The 21,129-nt window shown below is 56.7% G+C and carries 16 protein-coding genes; 9 read left to right on the top strand and 7 right to left on the bottom strand.

Going from position 1 to position 21,129, the window contains the following annotated elements; genetic code table 11:
- Positions 1–39: 39 nt before the first annotated feature.
- On the bottom strand, positions 40–1,641 hold the full coding sequence (locus EBA31_RS03670) for a condensation domain-containing protein (protein WP_122077413.1): 1,602 nt from the start codon (positions 1,639–1,641) through the stop codon (positions 40–42).
- A gap of 506 nt (positions 1,642–2,147) precedes the next feature.
- Here EBA31_RS03670 and EBA31_RS03675 point away from each other — a divergent pair.
- From EBA31_RS03675 to feaR, 5 genes are all read left to right on the top strand, one after another.
- A complete protein-coding gene (locus tag EBA31_RS03675; protein ID WP_122077415.1) occupies positions 2,148–4,271 on the top strand; it encodes a TonB-dependent receptor in 2,124 nt (707 codons plus the stop codon).
- 154 nt (positions 4,272–4,425) lie between these two features.
- Complete coding sequence (locus tag EBA31_RS03680) at positions 4,426–7,362, top strand: condensation domain-containing protein (protein WP_122077417.1); 2,937 nt, start codon at positions 4,426–4,428, stop codon at positions 7,360–7,362.
- A 46-nt stretch (positions 7,363–7,408) separates the two neighbouring features.
- Complete coding sequence (locus EBA31_RS03685) at positions 7,409–8,641, top strand: YncE family protein (protein WP_041414258.1); 1,233 nt, start codon at positions 7,409–7,411, stop codon at positions 8,639–8,641.
- A 306-nt stretch (positions 8,642–8,947) separates the two neighbouring features.
- Positions 8,948–9,589, top strand: a complete 642-nt coding sequence (locus EBA31_RS03690; RefSeq protein WP_046374409.1) for a DsbA family protein — start codon at positions 8,948–8,950, stop codon at positions 9,587–9,589.
- Positions 9,590–9,789: 200 nt separating this feature from the next.
- On the top strand, positions 9,790–10,704 hold the full coding sequence (gene feaR / locus EBA31_RS03695) for a transcriptional regulator FeaR (RefSeq protein ID WP_122077419.1): 915 nt from the start codon (positions 9,790–9,792) through the stop codon (positions 10,702–10,704).
- Between the two features lie 36 nt (positions 10,705–10,740).
- Here the strand turns inward: feaR and EBA31_RS03700 are convergent, their stop codons facing one another.
- The 3 genes from EBA31_RS03700 to tehB form a co-directional block, all read right to left on the bottom strand.
- Positions 10,741–12,240 (bottom strand): aldehyde dehydrogenase family protein, encoded by a 1,500-nt coding sequence (locus EBA31_RS03700; RefSeq protein WP_046374407.1) that lies wholly within the window; start codon positions 12,238–12,240, stop codon positions 10,741–10,743.
- Positions 12,241–12,393: 153 nt separating this feature from the next.
- The gene (leuE, locus tag EBA31_RS03705; protein WP_020825394.1) at positions 12,394–13,032 is read right to left on the bottom strand and encodes a leucine efflux protein LeuE; all 639 of its coding nucleotides are present in this window, start codon (positions 13,030–13,032) and stop codon (positions 12,394–12,396) included.
- Positions 13,033–13,210: 178 nt separating this feature from the next.
- A complete protein-coding gene (gene tehB / locus EBA31_RS03710) occupies positions 13,211–14,071 on the bottom strand; it encodes an SAM-dependent methyltransferase TehB (RefSeq protein ID WP_122077421.1) in 861 nt (286 codons plus the stop codon).
- A gap of 261 nt (positions 14,072–14,332) precedes the next feature.
- Here tehB and EBA31_RS03715 point away from each other — a divergent pair, with 261 nt between their 5' ends.
- The gene (locus EBA31_RS03715) at positions 14,333–15,451 is read left to right on the top strand and encodes a DUF1615 domain-containing protein (protein ID WP_122077423.1); all 1,119 of its coding nucleotides are present in this window, start codon (positions 14,333–14,335) and stop codon (positions 15,449–15,451) included.
- On the opposite strand, the gene EBA31_RS03720 is transcribed toward EBA31_RS03715, so the two are convergent.
- Together EBA31_RS03720 and EBA31_RS03725 are read right to left on the bottom strand one after the other, a co-directional pair.
- Entirely contained in the window at positions 15,448–16,053 is a 606-nt protein-coding gene (locus EBA31_RS03720) for a glutathione S-transferase N-terminal domain-containing protein (protein ID WP_122077425.1), read from the bottom strand. The two genes, EBA31_RS03715 and EBA31_RS03720, sit on opposite strands and share 4 nt — an antisense overlap.
- Before the next feature lie 28 nt (positions 16,054–16,081).
- Positions 16,082–16,924 carry an alpha/beta fold hydrolase gene (locus EBA31_RS03725; protein ID WP_172958951.1) on the bottom strand — a complete coding sequence of 281 codons (843 nt, stop codon included), beginning with the start codon at positions 16,922–16,924 and terminating at the stop codon, positions 16,082–16,084.
- Positions 16,925–17,032: 108 nt separating this feature from the next.
- Between EBA31_RS03725 and EBA31_RS27005 the strand changes: the two genes are divergently transcribed.
- Both EBA31_RS27005 and EBA31_RS27010 read left to right on the top strand, forming a co-directional pair.
- Entirely contained in the window at positions 17,033–17,401 is a 369-nt protein-coding gene (locus tag EBA31_RS27005) for a LysR family transcriptional regulator (protein WP_238387426.1), read from the top strand.
- Positions 17,340–17,906 (top strand): LysR family transcriptional regulator substrate-binding protein, encoded by a 567-nt coding sequence (locus tag EBA31_RS27010; RefSeq protein ID WP_238387427.1) that lies wholly within the window; start codon positions 17,340–17,342, stop codon positions 17,904–17,906. The genes EBA31_RS27005 and EBA31_RS27010 overlap by 62 nt, the downstream gene beginning before the upstream one ends.
- A 22-nt stretch (positions 17,907–17,928) precedes the next feature.
- Here the strand turns inward: EBA31_RS27010 and EBA31_RS03735 are convergent, their stop codons facing one another.
- Entirely contained in the window at positions 17,929–19,605 is a 1,677-nt protein-coding gene (locus EBA31_RS03735) for an alpha-keto acid decarboxylase family protein (RefSeq protein ID WP_122077427.1), read from the bottom strand.
- 813 nt (positions 19,606–20,418) lie between these two features.
- Here EBA31_RS03735 and pagP point away from each other — a divergent pair.
- Positions 20,419–21,012, top strand: a complete 594-nt coding sequence (gene pagP, locus EBA31_RS03740) for a lipid IV(A) palmitoyltransferase PagP (protein WP_170868519.1) — start codon at positions 20,419–20,421, stop codon at positions 21,010–21,012.
- The last annotated feature ends 117 nt before the right edge of the window (positions 21,013–21,129 follow it).

The raw sequence follows: 21,129 nt of genomic DNA on the forward strand, positions 1-21,129 counted from the left end.
AGAAAGCAGGGCGCATGAGACCACGCGCCCGGATCGGTATCAGGCTTTGGGTGCCAGCACCTGCAATAACAGTTGAGCGCCCTCGGCGGCATTGGGGGCTCGCTCGCAGATCACTGCGGCAAGAGCGGCCGGAGTCGGGTTCGCCTCTATATCCTTCGGCGCCAGCGCTACCGGCAGGTATTTGTTAAGTACCGCCAATAGGGCCATCAGAGCGTCCTGCGGCAGTTGCAGGGTACGGATATCGTCATCGTCACCCAGCCTGGCGTCCGGCGCGACCCGCGCCAGCAGCCGGTGCAGCAGTTGGCGAACCGGCATCTGACGTGCCTGGCCCGCTGAGGAGCATTGCGCCAACCACTGCGAAAGTGGCTGATTAAAGCTGTCCGGCCGGTTGGCGGCCCGTTTCAGCAAGGCGCCGTAAGTGGCGAACAGCTGCGGTAACAGCCGATCAGGGAAGGCGTCCAGGCGGACGTCCCAGTTGATCAGAATGCCGCCGTTGGCGTGTGCCACCTGAGCGTCCAGCGCCACCTGCGGCCCCTGGGAAATTACCCACTCCAGCGGGCCAAAGGTACGAGTGACGTTGTCAGAAAACAACGCTTTGCCACGGATGCCAAACCCGGCGGTAAACACGACGGGTGAAGGCTGCATGCTGCCTTGCAGGCGCGACAAATCGCGCATCACGCTGACGCCGGGGTAATCGGCGTGAGCTATTAACTCCGCCAACTGGGCCATCAGGCGGCGGCTGAAAGCCGGCAAGTTTTCAACCGGGTTCAGCTCCACGCCCAGCAGCACCAGGTTAGAGAAGTCGCCAATGATCGGGGCGAGGTTGGCTTCATCCCGGTGGAACAGCGGCACGTTGAGCCTGAAGCGCGACATGTTCCAGCCATGGCCGACGGTAACGGCAAACAGCGCCAGAAACAGGGATGACAGCGTGATACCGTGCGCTCTGGCGGCATCTTCCAGCGCTTTGGTTTCGCTCGCGCTCAGTTGCAGCGCCAGCCGATCGCTGCGGCAAATATCCGGCGTGCGCAACAGGTGTGGTGCCGGCGGCAGCTGAGGCAGGCGTTCACGCCACCAGGCCTGAGCGCGAGTGCGACGTGCCTGCTGCGCGGTATCGGCATAGTGACGATCCAGATAGTCAAAGTAGGGTACGCCATTGTCGGCGGGGGATGCCGGACATTGGTGATAAAACCGCGCCAAATCCTCCATCAACACGCGGAAACCCATGGCATCGCCGGCGATCATATCCAGATCAACATGCAGCCTGCTGTGGCCGCCCGGCAGCAGGCTGAGGCTGATATCGCAGGGGATACCTTGTTCCAGCGGCAGTTTTTGGCTGCTTTTTTGCTGCCGTTTGGCTGTGAGCCGGTGGCTCGCTTCGGGGGTATCGAACTGGCTGAAATCGTCCAGATGCAGGCCATGTTCAGGGCCGCAGGGGCTGATGGTCTGCTGGCCATCGGCCGTGATGCACAGGCGCAACATAGGGTGATGCAGGTAAAGGGCGGCAACGGCCTGTCTCAGTCGTTCGACGTCCAGGTCGCAGCAGTTAAATTCCGCATACAGGTGGGCGGATACGCCCCCCAGCGGCGCTTCGGATTGCCGACCTACCCAGTAGGCGGCCTGCATCGTGGTCAACGCTTTCATCGGGTTTCCATCAGTATTGAGAGACTGTAAGAATATATTGCAATGTTAATGGGAATGAAAATTATTACTATTTTTATTTGTTGGTATAAAACGTAAGGGTAATGTGGAAAGGGGAGGTTCTCGCTCGCTTATAGAAAATATTAATACCGATATAATTATGTTTTATATTCATTTTAATTGAAATTATTGGTTTTAAAGAACCCACAATAACTGCGTTTTATCGTTCAGCACTTTACCCGTTCTGTATCCTGTTTATTTGTTTAGTTGATAATGATTTGCATTAAAAAATGTAAAATATTATCATTATTAACATTTCTTTACGTTTCCAGACAAAAAATCTGCGTCCGCCCCCGGTTTATCTGGGGTGGGGCGGCTGTCTGCGGCAGGGATATGCAATAGCAAGGTCAGGAAGGCCGCAATGCCATTGTCAGTGTGAGAATCAGCGTCGTTACCTATGTGAAATAAAACATATTTTTGTGCATCTGGGATGAAAGGAGAATACATCTATGAGCAAGCATTCAGCGGCTCAAAGGCATAAAATCGTAGGAAACAAGGAAAAAGCAGGCTTGCAGGCCATTGGGGCATTTTCCTCACTCTTTCTGGGTCTTTGTTCTTTATCTGTGGGCAGCGTTAACGCCGCCGCAGTGGACGAAAAGGTGCAGGAAGCCGCCGACAGCAAACGTAACGATAATTGGCAGGACTCCGAAAGCCTGCTGGTGACCGGCGAAAAGATAAAGCGCAGCATTTTCGACACCGGCTCCAGCGTGCAGGTGTTCGACAGTGAGCGGATCGCCGCTATGCCCAATGCGTTGCAGATCCCCGATTTATTACGCATGACGGCCAACGTCATGGATGTCGGCATCGGTAACGATCTGCCCACCGTGCGCGGTATCGACGGCTCCGGCCCGAACACCGGCGCCAACGCCTTCCTCAGCGGCACCCGTCCGCGCCTCAATTTGTCTCTGGATGGTCGCTCCCTGACCTATAACGAGCAGGCCTATGGCCCGCAGTCGCTGTGGGATCTGGATCGCGTCGAAGTGTTCCTCGGCCCGCAGAGCTATATTCAGGGGCGTAACGCCATTGCCGGTGCGATCGTGATGGCCAGTAAGGATCCCACTTTCGATTGGGAGAGTGCCTTCAAGGGCGGTGCGGGCAACCAGCACTCTTCGCAATTGTCCGCTATGGTTTCAGGCCCGCTGGTGGAAGATCAACTGGCGTTCCGCGTCAGCGTCGATCGCCAGCGTCGCCGCAGCGATGTCGATCTTCCTGCTTATGAGCCGGTGGGCGATCCGCGTGAGGTTGAAGCCACTACCGCTCGTGCCAAACTGTTGTTCAATCCGGCAGGCCTGCGCGAGCTGACCACCAAGCTGACCTTTAACCACTTTGGCAGTACCTCGCCGCAAAACGAGAGCCTCAACCCGCTGGTTCACCCGACCAGCCTGCGCCACGATCCGCGCCGAGCGGTGTTTAAAAGCAACACCAACAGCGGCGTTTGGGATCTGTCCTGGGAGCAATCCGACAGCCTGACGCTGGAAAACCGCGTTATTTATACCGACTTCAATATTAACCGTCCTACGGCTTATGCCTTGCCGTACGCCGATATCGGCGGAAAAGAGGTGCACGTAGAGCCGGTGGCGCGTTTTGGTGGGCCAGACAGCCGCCTGCGCGGGCTGGCAGGGTTGCGTTATTTCCACTCCAAGCAGGTTGAGTTCGTTAACATTTTCGGCGGTTCGACCTTCAAGGATAAAACCGACACCAACTCGGCCTTTGCCGAGCTGACCTACGCCATCACGCCGAAGGTGGATATCACCGCCGCCAGCCGTTTGGAGCGCGAGCACCGTCAGCGTACCGGCGGCAGCAAGGCCGTGCGTATCGATTTCGATGAAACCTACGACGTATTCCTGCCGAAGCTGGATCTGGCCTGGAAACCGACGGATACCCAGACCTACGGCGCCAAGGTGGCGCGCGGCTATAACGCCGGTGGCGCAGGCATCACCATCGGCACGCCGGTAGTCAATTACACCTATGGTTCGGAATATGTCTGGAACTATGAGTTGTACACCCGTCACCACCTGAAAGATGCCAACGTCATCCTGACCAGCAACATCTTCTACAACGACTACAAGGACATGCAGCTGCCGTATTCCCTGGGGCCGAACTCCTCGGTGATCCGCAATGCCGACAAGGTAGAAACCTACGGCGCGGAAATGGGGGCGACCTGGCAGCCGCGTTGGGACTTCGAACTGTTCACGAACGTCGGTCTGTTGAAGACCAAGATCAAGAAGTTCTCGGGCAGCGGCGTAGATGGGCATGAACTGGCGCGTGCGCCGGCTTATACCGCCAACATGGGCGCCAAGTACCAGTTGATGGCCGGGTTGGAACTGAGCGGCAACGTGGCGTTCTCGGACTCCTACTACTCGCAGTACGACAACGACTCTCGCGGGCGCATCGGATCTTACTGGTCGGCGAATACTCAACTGGCGTACACCTTCGCCTATGGCCGCGCCACCCTGTATGCGCAGAACCTGTTTGACTCGGAACGTCGCGTGATGGTCAGCGGCAACGACGTCTACACCGCGACTCAGCAGCGTCCACGCATGATCGGTGCGGCGCTGGAACTGACATTCTGATGCGATAGCAATCGGTCTGCAGCAGGGGCGTATTCACGCCTTGGATTGTTGGCGCTTGCGCGAGTTTGTCAGCGATCTGTGGTGGATACGCCCCTGTTTATGACCCGCGTTCCCCCCGAGGTTCCGGTATGGCCGGGCACAAGGAGATAGAGCAGTGAGCGGTTATTTTGACAATATTCTCAGCGATGACGAGGCCCAGCGTCTGGACCTGGCGTTTCAGACGCTGGGCGAGCGGGCGGCGGATGCCTCACAGCCATTGAGCGAAGCGGAAGAACTGGCGTGGTTCATGCACCAGCAGCGCGGCGACGGCGGTTGCCAGCAGGCGATGGCCTGGCGACTGGGCGGCGAGCCGGATATCGGCAGACTGGCCAGCGCGCTGGAAGCCCTGACCCGGCTGATGCCGGAACTGGACGTTCGTTACGATTTCGACGATGAGCTAGGCTTACGCAAACTGGGCGGCAACGCAACGCTGAATCCGGTGAGCATTCAGCCTGTCGCGGACGAACAGCAGGCGGTAAGCCGTCTGTTGCAGGCGCAGGCGACGCCTCTTGAGTTGGCAAGCGAAGCGCCGCTTCGTTTTCTGTTGTTTACCGGTGCTGGTTCGGTGCTGGGCGTCGTTGCCCACGACATTTTGGCTGAAAGGCTGTCGTGTCGACAATTATTGACGATGCTGTCGGCGCTGTATAATCGCCATGATCCCCTGCCAGTCCCGGACACTCTGCCGCCGGTTGTACTGAATACGCCATTGCCGGAAGCGACGGAGCTGGTTCTGCCGTGGCCACGCCATGCGACAGCGCTGCGGGACTACCGACAATTGGCAGCACAGGATGAGCGTCTGGCGCAGGCCGGGGTACGTATAGCGACCCGCGTGGCGCGCAAGATTTTGCCCGTAACCGATAACCCAACCACCTTACTGGCGGCGATCGCCGTTCGCTTTGGCCGCTTTATCGCCGCTCAGTCCGGCGGGCAACCGGTGCAGTTGTGCGTGCCGCTCGACGACGCACAACAGGCGAACGGTATGGACGGCTGGCAGGGCGCCAGCCGATTGAAACGCCTGACCTTGCAGCCTGCGGATCAGGAGGCGGAAAGCCGGCTGCTGGCACAGCAAACGGCGGAAGCGCCCAACCCAGAATTGGCTCAGCTTCTGGTGAGCTGGCTGGCGGATCCTTCGGTGGCGCTGCAGTTGGATGGGGTTAACGCTGAACGCCTGCTGTTACCGCCGCTGCATACGCCTTTTGAACTGATGCTGGCTTTGAGCCTGCCCGAGCCGGACTCGATGGTATTGGAGCTAGTGGCGGATCCGCGCCTGACCCCGCATGTCGCGCCGTTCCTGCTGGAGCAGTTCGTCGCTTATCTCGCCGGACGGACGATCACGACAGCCCTGCTGCCTGCCGCTGAGCAACCGTTGGCCCAGCCCGAAGCTGTTCTGGCGGGAGAGGATGCACAACAACAAGAAAATGATGAAATCGCTCAATTGATCCTGGCGGAATTCCGCGATGCCCTGGTGGCGCCGGACATGACCGTCGATGAAGATTTCTTCGATCGCGGCGGGCATTCGCTGGTCGCGACCCGCGTCATCGGTCGCTTGTTAAGCCTGCACCGTATCGAACTCAACATTAACGACCTGTTCAGTCACGCCACGGCCCGAGGGCTGTCGGCCTACGCCAAACGTCAGGCGGTTACGGCACCGGCAGTGCAAGCGCCCAATACGCAGCAGCGGGATGAGGTCGTCCAGGTACCGCTGTCGCTGGCCCAGCACTCCCTGTGGAAAGTGTACGAGGCCTTCGGTCACGACGAGATTTTCAATCTGCCTTTCGCCATCAATTTCCTCGATCCGGTGGATGAAATGGCCCTGCGTCAGGCGTTTATCGACGTCATGACGCGCCACAGCGTATTGCGTTCACTGTTTATCGAACATCAGGGGGAGGTTCGCCAACAGGTCGTGCCTGCGGCTGAACTGCTCGATTACGAGTGGTTCCACTTCTCTTATGAAACACCGGCCGGTAACGCCAGCGAACTGTTGGCCAAGGCCGGCGACCACCGCTTTGATCTGACCCGCGAGCTGCCGCTGCGCGCTACCTTCCTGCGTGACGCGGCAACCGGCCGGCAACTGCTTTCGCTGCTGTTCCACCATGTGGTGCTGGATGAATGGTCGCTGAACCTGATGATGGACGAGCTGGGCATCGCCTACAGCCACCGTGTGGCTGGGCAGAAGCCGCAGTGGAAAGGTGAAGTGCCGCAGTTTTATGCCTTTGCCCGGCAGCAGCAGGCCGGCGGCGTCGCACAGCAACACCTGGACTATTGGCTCGATAACCTGCGCGATGCACCGGTCGGTCAGCCGCTGTTCCAGCAGGAACCTTCGCACCATCCTGCAGTCCCGGCCGATGCAGACGTCAACGGCGGATGGCTGGAATTTGACGTCGCACCAACGGTGGCTGAGGGGTTGTACGCGCAGGCCAGGAAGAACAACGCCTCACTGTTCAACGTGGTCTACGCCGGTATCACTACGGCGCTGCGCCTGTTGGGCGGTCCGACGGATCTGCTGGTGGGGACTTCCACCTCCGGCCGTAACGACGCCGAGTTCTTTGACACCATCGGCTACTTCACCACGGTGGTGGTGCACCGGGTGCGCTTCGCCGACCAGTTGACGGTCGCTGGGCTGATTGACCAGGTGAAAAACACCATCAACGGTTCTATGCCTTACACCGATATTCCTATCGATCTGGTGGAAGAAGGGCTGTTTGGCGCTCATGCCGACCGCAAGAACCACATGTTCGAAGTGTTCATTCAGATCCACAGCCGTATCAAGCTGAACGGGGCATTTACCCTGCAGGACGGCAGCACGGTGGCCTATCGTCAGGTGGAGCCGGAGAAAACCGAATCGCTGCTCGGTTTGCAGTTTGAAGTGATGGAAGAAAACCTCGACGGCGTGAAATCCCTTCGCGTGATGATGACCTACCGTACCGATCATTACACCGCGCAACAGGCGGGGTTGATCGCTGCAACTATTCAGCACGTTTTCTCTCACTTTGCCCAACAGGCCAGCGGGGACATGCCACTGTCGGCCTTGCCGCCGGCGCCACAGCAATAACGTTGTTCACCCTAACTGACTTTATTACTTTCATGGAGATAAACGGATGTCTGGAACAATAGGAACACCCCGCGCTTTACTGTCGCTGTTGATTGCAACGTCGTTGGTGGTGGCCGGTGCGGCGCAGGCCCGTGACGCAGGGATCTCTCAGCAGGATATCAAGCGCCAGCCGTTGTCGTCGGCGCTGGTGGAAATGGCCTACAGCCCAAGCCAGAAGTCGCTGTTCGTCAGCGCACCGGACTGGAAGGAAGAGGCGAAATCCCGCGTGTTGCGTCTGGATCCGACCACGTTGGCGGTGCAGGCGGAGATCCCTCTGCAGGTGAAGGGGTTCGGCGTAGCCCTGGATGATGCCGGCCACCGGCTGTATCTGACTCAAGGGTTCAATGGCTCGGTCGGCGTGGTGGATACCACCACCAACCGTGCGCTGGACAGCATTCCAGTGACCGAAAAAACGATGCTGGAGCAGACCTACAAGGAGGCCGGTATCAGCGGCAAGCGCCTGGAGTTCCTGCTCAAGGAGCTTAAGCGCTTCAAGATCACTGAAGACTACCAGTACCGCATCCGCGAAATGAAGTATGACGCGCAGAGCGGCCGCCTGTTCTTGCCGGGGTTGGGTTTTGGGGTAGATAGCGTGCTGTTTGTGGTCAACACCCGGACTCAAAAGCTGGAGAAAATGATCCCCGGTTTCGGCTACAACGCGGTGGGCATCACTCTGGATGAGAAAGGACGGCGCGTATTTGTCTCTAACATGCAGGGGCAACTGATTACCCTGAATGCCGATACCCTGGCGATCACCTCCACCAAAGAGATTCAAGCGGATCAGCTGCTGAACCTGGTGTACGACGGGAAGAATAACCGTCTGTTAGGGGTGGATCAGGGGATCGACCGCGACAACTACCGCAATACCCACCTTGAGCGTGACTACGTGAAGCGCAGCAGCGGTCACCGGGTGTTTGCGCTGGATGCGGACAGCGGCAAAGTGTTGGCCAGCGAACTGACCGATGAAGTGCCAATTGGCCTGCTGTTGGACGATCGCAACCAGCGTGTGTACGTCGCCAACCGCAAAGGGATCCGCGTCGATCATGGCGCAGGTACGTTGACGGTGTTTGATTCAAACAGCCTCAAGCGCCTGCAAACCGTAGAACTGCCGCCGCACCCTAACAGCCTGGCGCTGGACACCAGCAACAACGTGTTGTTCGTGACGGTGAAGAATGACGGAGCCAGCACCAAAGCCGGCAAACCGGAAAGCGTAGTCCGTATTCAACTGCCAAAAAACTGAGTGTGATCCCGCTGCGTCAGTGAAGGCTGACGCAGCGTATTCTTGGCATAAGTCTTCTTGTCCGCAGTGAATCCATACTCACCAATGTTGTTATTAATTAACGGCATGCTCATTTCGCTGCCGCCTCTTCTGAGGCGGTTGTGTAGCATGACGTCTGGGGCGCAGAACGCCACTGACGGCCCGCATGGCCCCTTGATGTGAGCCAATCCCACATAAACACAAGGTAATAAAAACTGGTCTTGTTCCGATAATTTGATTATAAACACCGCCGTTAGGGACAATGTTCTCATCTAAATTGGAGTAGTTATGTTGGCTAAAGTTAATCGGCTGTTCGCCGGTGCGCTCCTGGCGCTATTGCTTCCTGCTGTCGCCGTGGCGGCGGATTACCGTGCTGGCGAGCAATATTCTCGCCTGGATAAACCGGTGGCGTCAGCCCCTGCGGTGGTGGAGTTTTTCTCTTTTTATTGCGGCCCTTGTTATCAGTTTGCCGAAACCTACCATGTGGGCAGCACCGTCAGCCAGGCGCTGCCTGAGGGCACCAAGCTGACCAAATATCATGTCGGCCTGATGGGCAAATTGGGCAATGAGCTGACTGAAGCCTGGTCGATCGCGATGGTGATGGGCATCGAGGATAAAATCGAAGGCCTGCTGTTCGACGAACTGCAAAAGAAGCGCGCCATCAACAGTGAAGAGGATATTCAGCGGGTGTTTGCCGCCGCCGGCGTAGATGCCGCGGCCTATGAAAATGCGCGCCACAGCCTGTTGGTGAAGGGCTTGATTGCCAAGCAGAATGAAGCGGTGAAAGCGCTGGACGTACGGGCAACCCCCTCGTTTTATGTCTCCGGCAAGTACAAAATCGATAATGCCGGAATGGCGAGCCAAAGCGTTGACGGCTATGCAAAAGAATACGCGGCCGTGGTGCGTTATCTGCTGGATAGCCAGCCTTAATCCTCCCGATTTTCCCGTTTTTATCAACCCGGCTACGGCCGGGTTTTTCATGTCTGGAGCCATAAGGCGCAATTTGTGATCCCAGCGCCAGATCCCACTGTCGGCATTGCTTGTATGTTACTGGGTTGTTATGTTGATTTTCTGTTCATTGCCGCTTGCGGTTCGAACGCGTCCATCGCTGATGTGTGAAGGGGGGATCCATGGCAATTTCCGTACCGGTCAGGGAGGTTGGCTTCGAAGAGTGGTTGGCGAAAATCAACTCCGCCTGCGGCCGGTTCTGCGCCCGAACTCTGGGGCCGGGATTTAGCGGCGCGATGCAGGAATTTCGTGCCCACGCGTTACGTATGAGCGTGGTGGATGCGACGCAAACCCGCCTGTATCGAACCCAAAAAGAAATTAACCGCAGCGACGGCTCGCATTTTTTCACGGTCTTTCAACTGCGCGGCAGTTCATTGATGGAGCAGGGTGACCGACAGGCAGTCTTGTCCGCCGGTGACGTCACGCTGATCGATGCTTCACGTACCAGCAGTTTTACCTTTCAACAGGACTCCCGCCAAATCTCATTACTGATGCCGCGCAGCTATTTCGAACGGTCGGCACGTTTTAGCGATCTGCAATTCGCACGACGGCTGGATGGGCAAAGCAGCATGGCGCGCCTCAGTCGGCAACTGGTCTTGGGCTGCATGCAGGACGCGCAGATGAGCGCACCGGAGAGCGAGGCGATACTCAGTGCCGTGGCAACTCTGTTGCGCCCGGCGCTGGTGGAACCTGAAGTGGGAGCGGAGGTTTTCCCGCAGGCTTTCACCCGTACGCTGGCGTTTATCGATACGCATATCCAGTCGCCTCAGTTACGGCCTGAGTGGATCGCCACTGAACTGGGCATTTCGGTCCGCAGCCTGTACCGGATGTTTGCCCGTCAGGGACTGGTGGTGGCGCAATATATCAAGCACCGCCGTCTTGATTTGTGCGCTCAGGTGCTACGCACGGCGCCTGAGCGGCAAAAGTTGGTCACTATCGGCCATGACTGGGGTTTTGCCGATCACAGCCATTTCTCCACCGCCTTCAAAAGCCGTTTTGGCGTTTCGCCCAGCGAATACCGTAAGCAGTATCAGTAGCGCCCTGGAGGGCGCTACTGGCGATTAAGGCGCTGTTCAGTAACGAATGCACACCGATTTGGATTCGGTATAAGCATCCAGCCAGTCCGGGCCGAAATCACGGCCGCTACCCGATTGTTTGAAGCCGCCGAAAGGCATGTTGGCGTCGATCAGCGTATGGGTGTTGACCCACACCGTGCCGGCCTGAATTCGTGGCGTGAAGGCCATCGCCGCTTGCAGACTGGTGGTCCACAGGCTGGCGGTCAGACCGTAGTCGGTGTCGTTGGCTTTGCGCAATGCTTCTTCAGCATCCGCCACGCGGATCAGATTGACCACCGGGCCAAACACTTCTTCGCGCGTCAGGTTCAGCTTGTCGTCCGGGTTAATTACCAGCGTCGGCGGAATATAGAACCCTTGCGAGTCCGGCCCGGTCGCGCCGCTGATCAACTCAGCGTGCTTGGATCTGGCATCGTCCAGATAGGCCGCCACTTTATTGCGGTGGTCGCTGGAGACCAGTGGGTTGATCTGCGCACTGGCATCCATGCCCGGTCCGACGGACAGGGATTTCACCGCCTGCTCGAACCCGGCCACCAAAGTGTCGTAGATTGGCGCTTCAATATAAATCCGCGAGCTGGCGGCGCACACCTGCCCCTGGTTCAGGAAACTGCCCGCCATCAGGCCTTCGATAACCTGCTGCGGGTCGGCATCTTTCAGCACGATGGCCGGGTTTTTACCGCCCAGTTCCAGCGTCACGCGTGTCAGCCGGTCCGCCGCCGCGCGGGCGATGCCTTTGCCGACCGGCGTGGAGCCGGTGAAGCTCACTTTGGCAATCAGCGGGTGTTCGGTCAGCGCTTTGCCGCAGCCGGTACCTTTACCCGTCACCACGTTGAATACCCCCGGTGGAATGCCGGCTTCGGTCGCCAGTTCAGCCATGCGCAGCAGGGTGAGCGGCGTGGTCTCCGAGGGCTTGATCACGATGGAACAACCTGCGGCCAGCGCCGGCATCACTTTCCACATACCGATCATCAGCGGGAAGTTCCACGGCACAATGCCTGCCACCACGCCAATCGGCTCTTTACGGGTATACACCTGATATTTGGCCCCCGGCGGCATGGGGATCGACACGTCCAGGGTTTGGCCGGTGATCTTGGTAGTCAGCCCGGCGGTGTAGCGCATCCAGTTCAGCGTGCAGCCTACCTCGAACATGCGGGCAATATTGATCGACTTGCCCTGTTCCAGCGTTTCCAACTGGGCCAGTTCTTCGGTGTGTTGTTCAACCAAATCGGCATAGCGCAATAAAATACGCTCGCGCTCGGCAGGTAAACGTTGCGCCCAGACCCCAGAGGTAAACGCCTGATGGGCCGATTGTACGGCGCGAGCGACGTCTTGCGCGTTGGCGTCGGCGGTGGAGGAAATTTGTTGTCCATTGGCGGGGTTATACACCGCCAGCCGGCCTTCGGCGGTGGAACCACACCATTGGCCGTCGATATACAGCCCATGATGACGATCGAGAAAACGCGAAACGCTGTCCATCACTGCTACGTTATTGTCAGGCATACGCCCTCCTGTCAGACAAAAAAGGTCGCTATCGTTAACCTTAAAAGTCTATAGCAGGCAGAGAAGGAGGGCTTTTGTCTGTCTGACATTCGGTTTGTCGTGCGTGACAGAGTAGAGAAAACGGCTGAGGGGATCAGCCGTTAATGCGGCGAACTAGGAGCTGAGGGTGGCCAAACGAGTGGCGAAGCCGAGGAACAGCAGGCCGATCAGGCCATTACCCAGTTTTGCCAGGCCTTTCTTATGGTTAAAGAAGTGCGCCAGCATCGCGCCGGAGAAGATCAGCGTGGTCATGTAGATAAAACTGACCGATTCGAGGATCAGCGCCAGAATGGTGAACGACAGGCCGGTGTGCGCATAGTTGAAGTCGATAAACTGCACGAAGAACGACACGTAGAACAGGATCGCTTTCGGGTTGGTCAGGCTGAGCGTCAGCGATTTGCGCAGGATGCTGTGGCCGCCTTCAATCTGTTGTTGCTGCGCCGCATTTTTCTGGATAAAGGTGGCGTAGAGAATTTTCGCACCGAGGAACAGCAGGTAAATCGCGCCGAGAAAACGTACCAGGGTAAACAGGAACGGCGTGGTACGGATCAGCGAAGCCACGCCAATATAGGCGCAGAAAATCAGGATTGCATCGCCGATAAACACGCCCAGCGCGGCGGTATAACCAGCACGTACGCCACGCGTCACGCCGGTCTTCAGCACGTACAGCGTATTCGGGCCTGGCAGGATAATGATAAAAACCACCCCGGCCAAATAGGTCCAAAGATTCAGGACGCCAAAACTCTCTAACACAATAACCTCTCCATGCGCGGAACTGACAGCCAATAACACTGGCTACACCCGTAGCCGGGCGCGATCCTAACGCCGCAGCGCCAGGTTGGCAACGTATTAAACTTCATGTTGTTTGCCGTATTTTGCTACAGGCCGGCGCCGGTCAATATCGTATCGAGCGGCACCATTTGAAGGGATTTTAGGGCTTACGCGCCAGCAGCGTGGCGAAACGCAGTGAAATACGGTTGCCGGCGGCGTCGGTTTTGTGCAGTTGGCCGACATCCTCGTTGTACTTCAGGATTTCCCAGTCGGCGTAATACTCCTTCAGCTCGCCCGGTTTAAAGGTGAAGGGGAAGGGCAGGCTGCAAGGGTAGTCCGGCGTATCCATCGCGGCGACAATCAGGTTGTAACCGCCGTTCAGGGTGCTGTCCTGCATGTTTTTCACCAGCCCCGGGATCCGTTCACGGCTGAGGAACATAAACACCACGGTGGAAAGAATAAAGTCGTAATCGCCGCTGAAGGTGTGAGTATTGAGATCTTGCACGCTGGCGCGAATGTGCGACAACCCTTCGCTCTCGATCAGGCTATTGAGGTTGTCGATCGACGGGCCATGTTTGTCCCAGGCGGTGACGTCAAAGCCCTTCAGGTTGAGATAGAGCGAGTTGCGTCCGCCACCGCAGCCCAGATCCAGCGCTTTGCCGGGTTTTATGCGCTGCACGGCTTCGATCACCTCGGAATGGGTGCGCGTCAGCTGGTGCTTTTTGTGGTAGTAATCTTCCGGTGAGCAGTAAAAAGCCAGTTGGCAGGTCATATCATCGGAAAATGAAACGATGCGGTGCCATTGCTGTGGCTCGATAAACGGCGGCTGGCTCTCAGGGCTGAACTGCCAGGTTTCGGTGGTCTCGCCCTCTTCGGTCATCAACGCAAAGGTCAGGCTGCCGCTCAGCAGCGTGAGTTCGGCCCAGGTGCCGCTTTGGGTGTTGTGCTTTTGCTGGAAACTCTCCGGCAGCGTTGCGCTGTTCCATACCGGCAGGGTTTTATAACAAAGCAGCTCATTCATGCGTCTCTCCTTAAATTTTGCGTTGCCCTGGTGTGGGCGAATAAACGATTTTATATGTTGCATATAAAATACATGTTTATCGGTTCATTGAAAATGCCCGCGATCATGAAAGGTGTGATTCAGAGTGTGCGAGGCAAGATGTCTTACCCTGCGGCGATTGCTTAAAGGTGTATTTCCTGGCACCCAATACATTTAGACTGGATCGGGGTCCGCTGCTGGGCTAACGTCACTGCAGTGTATGTCAAAACGATCAGGGAAAAGATGCCAATTCGCCGTTTTATCAACCCGATGACCTTGCGTCCGTTGAGCCTGGCCGCGCTGCTGGTGCTGGCCGGTTGTACCACGAAAACCACCACGACTTCACCGGTGCAACGCCCGGCTGACGTCAAAGCTCAACTGGTGCGCTTGATGCCGGCTAACACCGCCGATCGCCAGGGCTGGGCCACCGATATCACCGCCGCTTTTGCCGCACAGGGTATCGAGCCCAGCGACCAAAACCTGTGTTCAGTGCTGGCGGTAACCGAGCAGGAGTCGACCTTCCAGGCCAATCCGCCGGTGCCGGGGCTGCCCAAAATCGCCTGGAAAGAGATCGACCGCCGCGCTGATCAGTTGCATATTCCCAACTTTTTGGTGCATACCGCTTTGCTGATCAAGTCATCGAACGGCAAGAGCTACAGCGAGCGTTTGGATAAGGTTCGCACCGAAAAAGACCTGAGCGATATCTTTGACGATATGATTGATTCGGTGCCGATGGGGCAAAAGCTGTTTGGCAGCCTGAACCCGGTGCATACCGCCGGGCCGATGCAGGTCAGCATCGCCTTTGCCGAAGCGCATGCCAAAGGTTATCCGTATCCGATCGACGGCTCGATCCGCCGTGAAGTGTTCACCCGCCGCGGCGGCATGTATTTCGGCATTGCCCACCTGTTGGGTTACCCGGCTGACTACAGCCAGCCGATCTACCGCTTCGCCGACTTCAATGCCGGTTGGTACGCCAGCCGCAACGCCGCTTTCCAAAGTGCGGTCAGCCGCACGACGGGCATTCCGTTGGCACTGGATGGCGACTTGATTAACTACGGCACCGACAAACCCGGCACCACCGAGCTGGCGGTGCGTACCCTTGGCAAGCGGCTCAATATGAGCGACTCGGCAATTCGCCGGGCGCTGGAGAAGGGGGACCTGCCCGAATTTGCCGATACCGACCTGTATGCGCGGGTGTATGCGCTGGCAGAGAAAACCACCGGCAAGAAACTGCCGCGGGAAATGCTGCCAGGCATTCAGTTGGAAAGCCCGAAAATCACCCGTAAGCTGACCACCGCCTGGTTTGCCAAACGGGTGGATGAGCGGAGCCAACGCTGCATGACGCGCGCTTCGGCAGGTTAAACCTGCGGAGTGCTGATAAACGCCGGGTGTTGTTCGGCCTGAGCAGCAAATGCCGCCAAAGTCGGGTGTTGCTGGTCGCTGATCTGCCCGGGCAGCATCAGTTGGGTGAAGCCCCAGGCCACCGCCACGCTGACCTCTGCGCTGCCCATAAATGATGACACGGCGGACTGCGGCAACTGTTTTTCCAGTTCGGCGTAGGCCGCCAGCAGTTGGCCCCGAACACGATCCAGCCAGGGCTGATGCTGCTTTTCTAGCGGACGCAACTGCTGTTCATAAACGATTTGCACCGTTTTTTCGCAGGCGGCCAATGCCAGCCCGTTCAACTGCAGGGCGTTCAGTCTCGCCGCCCCCTGGTTTGGCAGTAAAGCTCTGCCAGAGGGGGCGATACCTGCGGCATATTCCAGAATAAGCGAAGAATCCATCAAGATCTGGCCGTCGGCCAGCACCAGCGTTGGGGCCTTTACCACCGGATTAATGGCTTTAAACCGGTCAAAACCGCTGAACACTGAAATTGCCTGGTGCTCAAACTCTATCTCCAACAATTTCAAACAAATAGCGACCCGGCGCACATAGGGTGAATCCAGCATGCCTATCAATTGCATTGTGTTCTCCTGAGCGCATTCGCCCGATTTAAAGTGAATGAATAAAGGTCTCCAGCTGTTGGGATACGGCTTCCGGTGCATCTTCCATAAGAAAATGCCCCGCCTGCGGGATCACCTGCAGCCTGGCGCCGGGAATGTCAGCTTGTAAACGGTAGGCGTAACTGACCGGCTGCCATTCATCGTTTTCTCCCCACAGGATTTGCACCGGTAGGCGCAGTTTTGGCAGACGCTGCGCGAAATCATCAGTATAGCGGGCATCATAATGGGCGATCTGTTGCTGATAAAAGGCCGGTTGACCGAGCACGCCAACGATCGGGGCCAGATAGCTCTGCAACAGCTCTCCCATCATCAGCGATTTGTTGAACACGGCCATTTGCAACTGACGCGTTAGGGTTTGTTGATGTTGTAAGGGGTCCATGACGGCGTACTGACGATAATTATCGCGGATGCTGCGCCAGGTGGGTGAAGGCCAGGAATCGTAGCTGCAAATGTCCGCAATGGTTAGCGAGCGAAAGCGATTAGCGTTCCCGAAGGCCGCGCGCAGTGATAACGCGCCACCAATATCGTGGCCAAATACGTGGGCGGAATCCAGTTGCCAGTGGTTCAGCAGGGCGATCAGTAAATCCGCCTGTGCGATAATCGAGGTCTCTGCGGACAATGGGCGTTCCGATGCGCCGTAGCCCAGCAGATCATAGTAATAAACCTGGAAGCCGGCCACCGTCAGGCGGGGCAGCAAATTTCGCCAGATGATCGAATGGGCGGGGGTTCCGTGTACCAACACCAGTGGCACACCCGTCCCCTGTACGCCAGTGGCAATCCGATGCCCTTGAATAATGACCTGCTGATTAACCTGAGAAGTTAAGCCGCTCATGATGATTTCTCCCCATTACCGTGTTGAATATCACCCTACCCCTCGTCTTTTCATGACGCCAATGACAAGTTATGGTGATTCAATCCAACTTTTGTCATGAGGGCGTTTATGAACCAGCGTTTATCCATCGATGCATTGCGGGCGCTGCAGAGCGTAATCGACACCGGCAGCATGACGCGTGCGGCGAAACAGCTAAATCTCAGTCAGTCGGCAGTGAGTTGGAAAATCAAACGGTTGGAGGAACAGCTGGGCCGCACTCTGATCGATCGCCAGGGAGGCGCTTTGATCGCCACCGTGGACGGTGAGGCGCTGTTGATGCATGGACGACAGATTTTGCAGGCACACGATCGGGCATTGGCGCATTTTTCCCCCCTCGTTATTGCAGGGGACAGTGCGTTTTGGCGCCACAGAGCAGATGTCGCTGTCCCGGTTGGCCACCTTGTTGGCGACCTTTACCCATCAACATCCGCAGGTTGACGTGCAGTTGGTCATCGATCAAAGCCAGGTATTGCGTAACGCTTTGGCTCAGGGAGAGTTGGACCTGGTACTGCATCAGCAGTTTTGCGATGCGTTAAGCACCGAAGATGTGGTGCTGGCAACGGAACAAATTCACTGGTGTGTGCCGCCAGGATGGCGTTTTCAGCCTGGTGACTGTGTGAAATTGGTCAGTTACGGGCCAGACTGCTTTTATCGCCGGCTGGCTGAAGAGCGCCTGAGTGCCGCGGGCATTGCCCACAAGGTCTCGGTGGAGTGTCCTTCGATATCCGGCATGTTGGCAGCGATTTCTGCCGGTATGGGGATTGGCCTGCTTAATCAGCAATCTGTCGATCGGCGGGTAGGGATCGAGACGGTATTTGAGCGTAAGTTACCCTTGCCGAAGGTGGCACATGCGTTGCGTTTGGGCCACCGGCGACAACACCCGCTTCTGCAAAGTTTGCAGCGGCAGGTGGTGCAAGGTCTGGAGGGATCCGCCGCGCATTGAGCTACGGCGGATGTTGACGCGGTTAAGCGCGACGCGGGTTGGTCAAGCCGAAGTTAAAGTTATTGCAGCGGTTGCAGAATTCCTTCATCACCGGCGGGGTGTCCATCATCGGCACCTTAACTTCGATAAAGGCCAGCCGATCCTGACGCGAGGCGTGTTCCAGCGCCAATTCCAACTGGTGGGTAGTTTCTACCGCCACGCTGAACGGCTTCGCCTGGGTATTGAGCACCGCCGGCAGTTTTGCGTAGTCCCAGGGGCCGATATCGTTGTACGACGAGTTCTCGCCAAGAATATAACGTTCGATGGTGTAACCATCATTGTTAATCAAGAAAATAATCGGCTTCTGATCGTAGCGCAGCAGGGTGGAAACTTCCTGAGCGGTAAGTTGGAAAGAACCGTCGCCAATGAACAGCAGATGCCGGCGATCCGGTGCGGCCATCATGGTCCCCAGCAGCGCCGGCAGGGTATAGCCAATCGAGCCCCAGATCGGTTGATTGACCACCTGAACACCGTCCGGCATACGCATGCCGCCAATCGCCGCGCCCGAGGTGCCATTCTCCACCACAATTACGTCATCGGCGCGAATAAAGCGTTGTATGCGTTGCCATAAGTAAGCCTGATCGATAGGGGCATCGCTGGGGGTTGCCAACCGATGCCGCGCTTCAGGCAGGGGTGTCGGCGGGTGGCCTGTTACCTCTTCACCCAGTGCCAGCAGCGCCTGCAACAGGTCGGCGGTCGCCACTGCCGGGTAAGAGGTGGTGCCCAGCTTCACGGAGAACGGCTGAATATCAATTTGCGCGTCAGCCGGGATCTGGTGCGAAAAATACCCGGTTGTCGAGTCCACCAGGCGAACGCCAAAGCTCAGCACGCAGTCGGCGTGCGCCATATGTTCATAGAGTTCGGGGCGCGAAAGGTTGCCGCTGTAACCGCCCATCCAACCCGGCGTGGTTTCCGGAATGATGCATTTGGCCGTCGGCATATTGGTGAGGGGAATGGCAAATTTATGTGCGACCTCGATCACTAATTGCTGCAGTTGAAAGCGATCCACCATTTGGTCGACCAGAATAATCGATTTCTTTGCCTGTTTTATTCGCGCCAGCAATGCCATGGCCGCCAACTGGACATTATATTGGTCGCTGGCTGGCAATTGCGGCGCGATCATTGCCTGAGTGATTTCAATTTCCACATCACAAATATCAGAAGGTAACTGTAAATAAACCGGTTTCTTTTCCGTCCAGGCACGGGAAATAACGCGAGGGATCTCCATCGCCGCATTTTCTGGCGTGATCAACGCTTGGGCGACGGTGAATTGTTTAAAACAGTTCATGACGTTATCAAAATTGCCGTCCGCCAGCGTGTGGTGCAGCAGCTCATGATTTTTCATTGCGTGCAGCGGCGGGGTACCGGCCAGGCAGACAACCGGTGCGGACTCGGCGTAAGCCCCGGCAATGCCGGACAGCGCGGCCAGATCGCCGACGCCGTAGGTGGTGATCAGTGCCCCAGCCCCTTTTAACCGTGCATAACCGTCGGCCGCGTAGGACGCATTCAGCTCATTGCAGTTGCCAATAAATTCAATATTGCTGTCGTGCTCGATCAATTCCAGCAGCGCCAGATTATAGTCGCCGGGTACGCCATAAATACGATCGATGTTCAGGGTGCGGAGCTGTTGCAGGATGAATGTCCCGATAGTGATTTTCATGTGTTTCTCCGGATTTTTTATCTTTCTTTTATCAGGCAGAGAGCAGCAAATAACTTGCTGGCGATGTTGTGTTATGAGCAATTCAATAAACGTTCAGCCCTTGCAGACCGGGTCATGCTCGTTAGCTTTAACAATTATTTAAACTATCGGCTTGTTCAAGTTGAGTGGGGCGCATGAGAGGGTAGCTTGTTGTATTTGCGGGTTTACATTGGGGGTGAGGGCGATTAACCGCAGCGATGTTGTGGGTGGTATTTTTCACCTAATGTAATAGATATGTGAAATATGACGGCTGTGGCCGGAACATGGCGCGCGGGATGATCATCGGTACTTTTGCCTGCCGCTAAAAATGACGGTGGGAAGTCATCCGTTTTTGCCGTTGTAGGTCTCTAAAACAGCGTTGTAACTGCAAATTTACAGTCGTGTCGCCTGACAGGGCCTTGAGCTTATTGAGATTGCCGCAAAATGAGGGGAGAGAACCCACGAAAAGCGTGACGGCGATTACAGTTGCTCTTTGGGCGGCAGTAAAGATTTCGCTACGTTCAGAGCAGGAAAGAAGTTCGCTAGCAGGCTGGTGAGCCGCCGGGTTTTACTTCGGCAGCGGCATTATTGCGGAGTATTCCGACAGACGGTGCATAGGGAGCGCAGTAGCCTGAGCGCCCGGAGTCGACCCGCCGGGCCAGTTTCCCTTTGCCTGCGGTTAAACTTAACCAAGTGACAACGAGGCAGGAGAAAACGGTTGGATAAATAAGATACAGCTTGATCTTGATGGGTCGATCGGTAAGAATCGCCGGCCTTATTTTTTACAGGAGTTTGATGATGTTTTTTAAACGGACAATTTTGGCTTGCTCAGTGGCGCTGCTATTTCCTGCACTACCTTCTTACGCTGAGGTTGGTGCAGAAAATGGCAGCGCGGCGCAGGCTGAAAAACCGGGGTTGTGGCAGCGTTTCACCGATAACGTGGCGGAAACCTGGAACAACTCGCCGAATAAAGACATTTATCTACCGGCCATCACCTGGCATAACCGCTGGACTTACGACGACGAACATATCGATAAGTACAACGAGCGCCCCTGGGGCGCCGGCTATGGTATTTCGCGTTACGACAGCGACGGTGACTGGCACGGTATCTATCTGATGGCATTCAAAGATTCATTCAATAAGTGGGAGCCGATCGGCGGTTACGCTTATGAGAAGATCTGGCGTCCTTTGGACGACAAGGACTTCCGACTGGGTCTGGGCTTCACCGCCAGTGTCACTGCGCGAGATAACTGGAATTACATTCCTATTCCGGCCCCGTTGCCTTTGGCTTCTATCGGTTATAAGCGCCTGACCTTCCAGGCCACTTATATTCCCGGCACCTATAATAACGGCAACGTGTTCTTCGCCTGGCTGCGCTGGCAGTTCTGATCCCTGGCGGGTCGCCCAGTTTGGCGGCCCATAGCCCCCGAGCTGTACATTCTTCGCCCAAAAAATTACCTGAATTCTGAAAAAACGCCGTATTGCCGGCTAAAAGGAACTTGTCGC

It is taken from the genome of Serratia sp. P2ACOL2, assembly GCF_003691565.1.
GTDB lineage: Bacteria > Pseudomonadota > Gammaproteobacteria > Enterobacterales > Enterobacteriaceae > Serratia > Serratia liquefaciens.

Bases quoted from the DNA above. Each gene is read 5' to 3' on its own strand.
- EBA31_RS03670 (WP_122077413.1), bottom strand. From the start codon at position 1,641: ATGAAAGCGTTGACCACGATGCAGGCCGCCTACTGGGTAGGTCGGCAA.
- EBA31_RS03675 (WP_122077415.1), top strand. From the start codon at position 2,148: ATGAGCAAGCATTCAGCGGCTCAAAGGCATAAAATCGTAGGAAACAAG.
- EBA31_RS03685 (WP_041414258.1), top strand. From the start codon at position 7,409: ATGTCTGGAACAATAGGAACACCCCGCGCTTTACTGTCGCTGTTGATT.
- EBA31_RS03690 (WP_046374409.1), top strand. From the start codon at position 8,948: ATGTTGGCTAAAGTTAATCGGCTGTTCGCCGGTGCGCTCCTGGCGCTA.
- feaR (WP_122077419.1), top strand. From the start codon at position 9,790: ATGGCAATTTCCGTACCGGTCAGGGAGGTTGGCTTCGAAGAGTGGTTG.
- EBA31_RS03700 (WP_046374407.1), bottom strand. From the start codon at position 12,240: ATGCCTGACAATAACGTAGCAGTGATGGACAGCGTTTCGCGTTTTCTC.
- tehB (WP_122077421.1), bottom strand. From the start codon at position 14,071: ATGAATGAGCTGCTTTGTTATAAAACCCTGCCGGTATGGAACAGCGCA.
- EBA31_RS03715 (WP_122077423.1), top strand. From the start codon at position 14,333: ATGCCAATTCGCCGTTTTATCAACCCGATGACCTTGCGTCCGTTGAGC.
- EBA31_RS03720 (WP_122077425.1), bottom strand. From the start codon at position 16,053: ATGCAATTGATAGGCATGCTGGATTCACCCTATGTGCGCCGGGTCGCT.
- EBA31_RS03725 (WP_172958951.1), bottom strand. From the start codon at position 16,924: ATGAGCGGCTTAACTTCTCAGGTTAATCAGCAGGTCATTATTCAAGGG.
- EBA31_RS27005 (WP_238387426.1), top strand. From the start codon at position 17,033: ATGAACCAGCGTTTATCCATCGATGCATTGCGGGCGCTGCAGAGCGTA.
- EBA31_RS27010 (WP_238387427.1), top strand. From the start codon at position 17,340: ATGTCGCTGTCCCGGTTGGCCACCTTGTTGGCGACCTTTACCCATCAA.
- EBA31_RS03735 (WP_122077427.1), bottom strand. From the start codon at position 19,605: ATGAAAATCACTATCGGGACATTCATCCTGCAACAGCTCCGCACCCTG.
- pagP (WP_170868519.1), top strand. From the start codon at position 20,419: ATGATGTTTTTTAAACGGACAATTTTGGCTTGCTCAGTGGCGCTGCTA.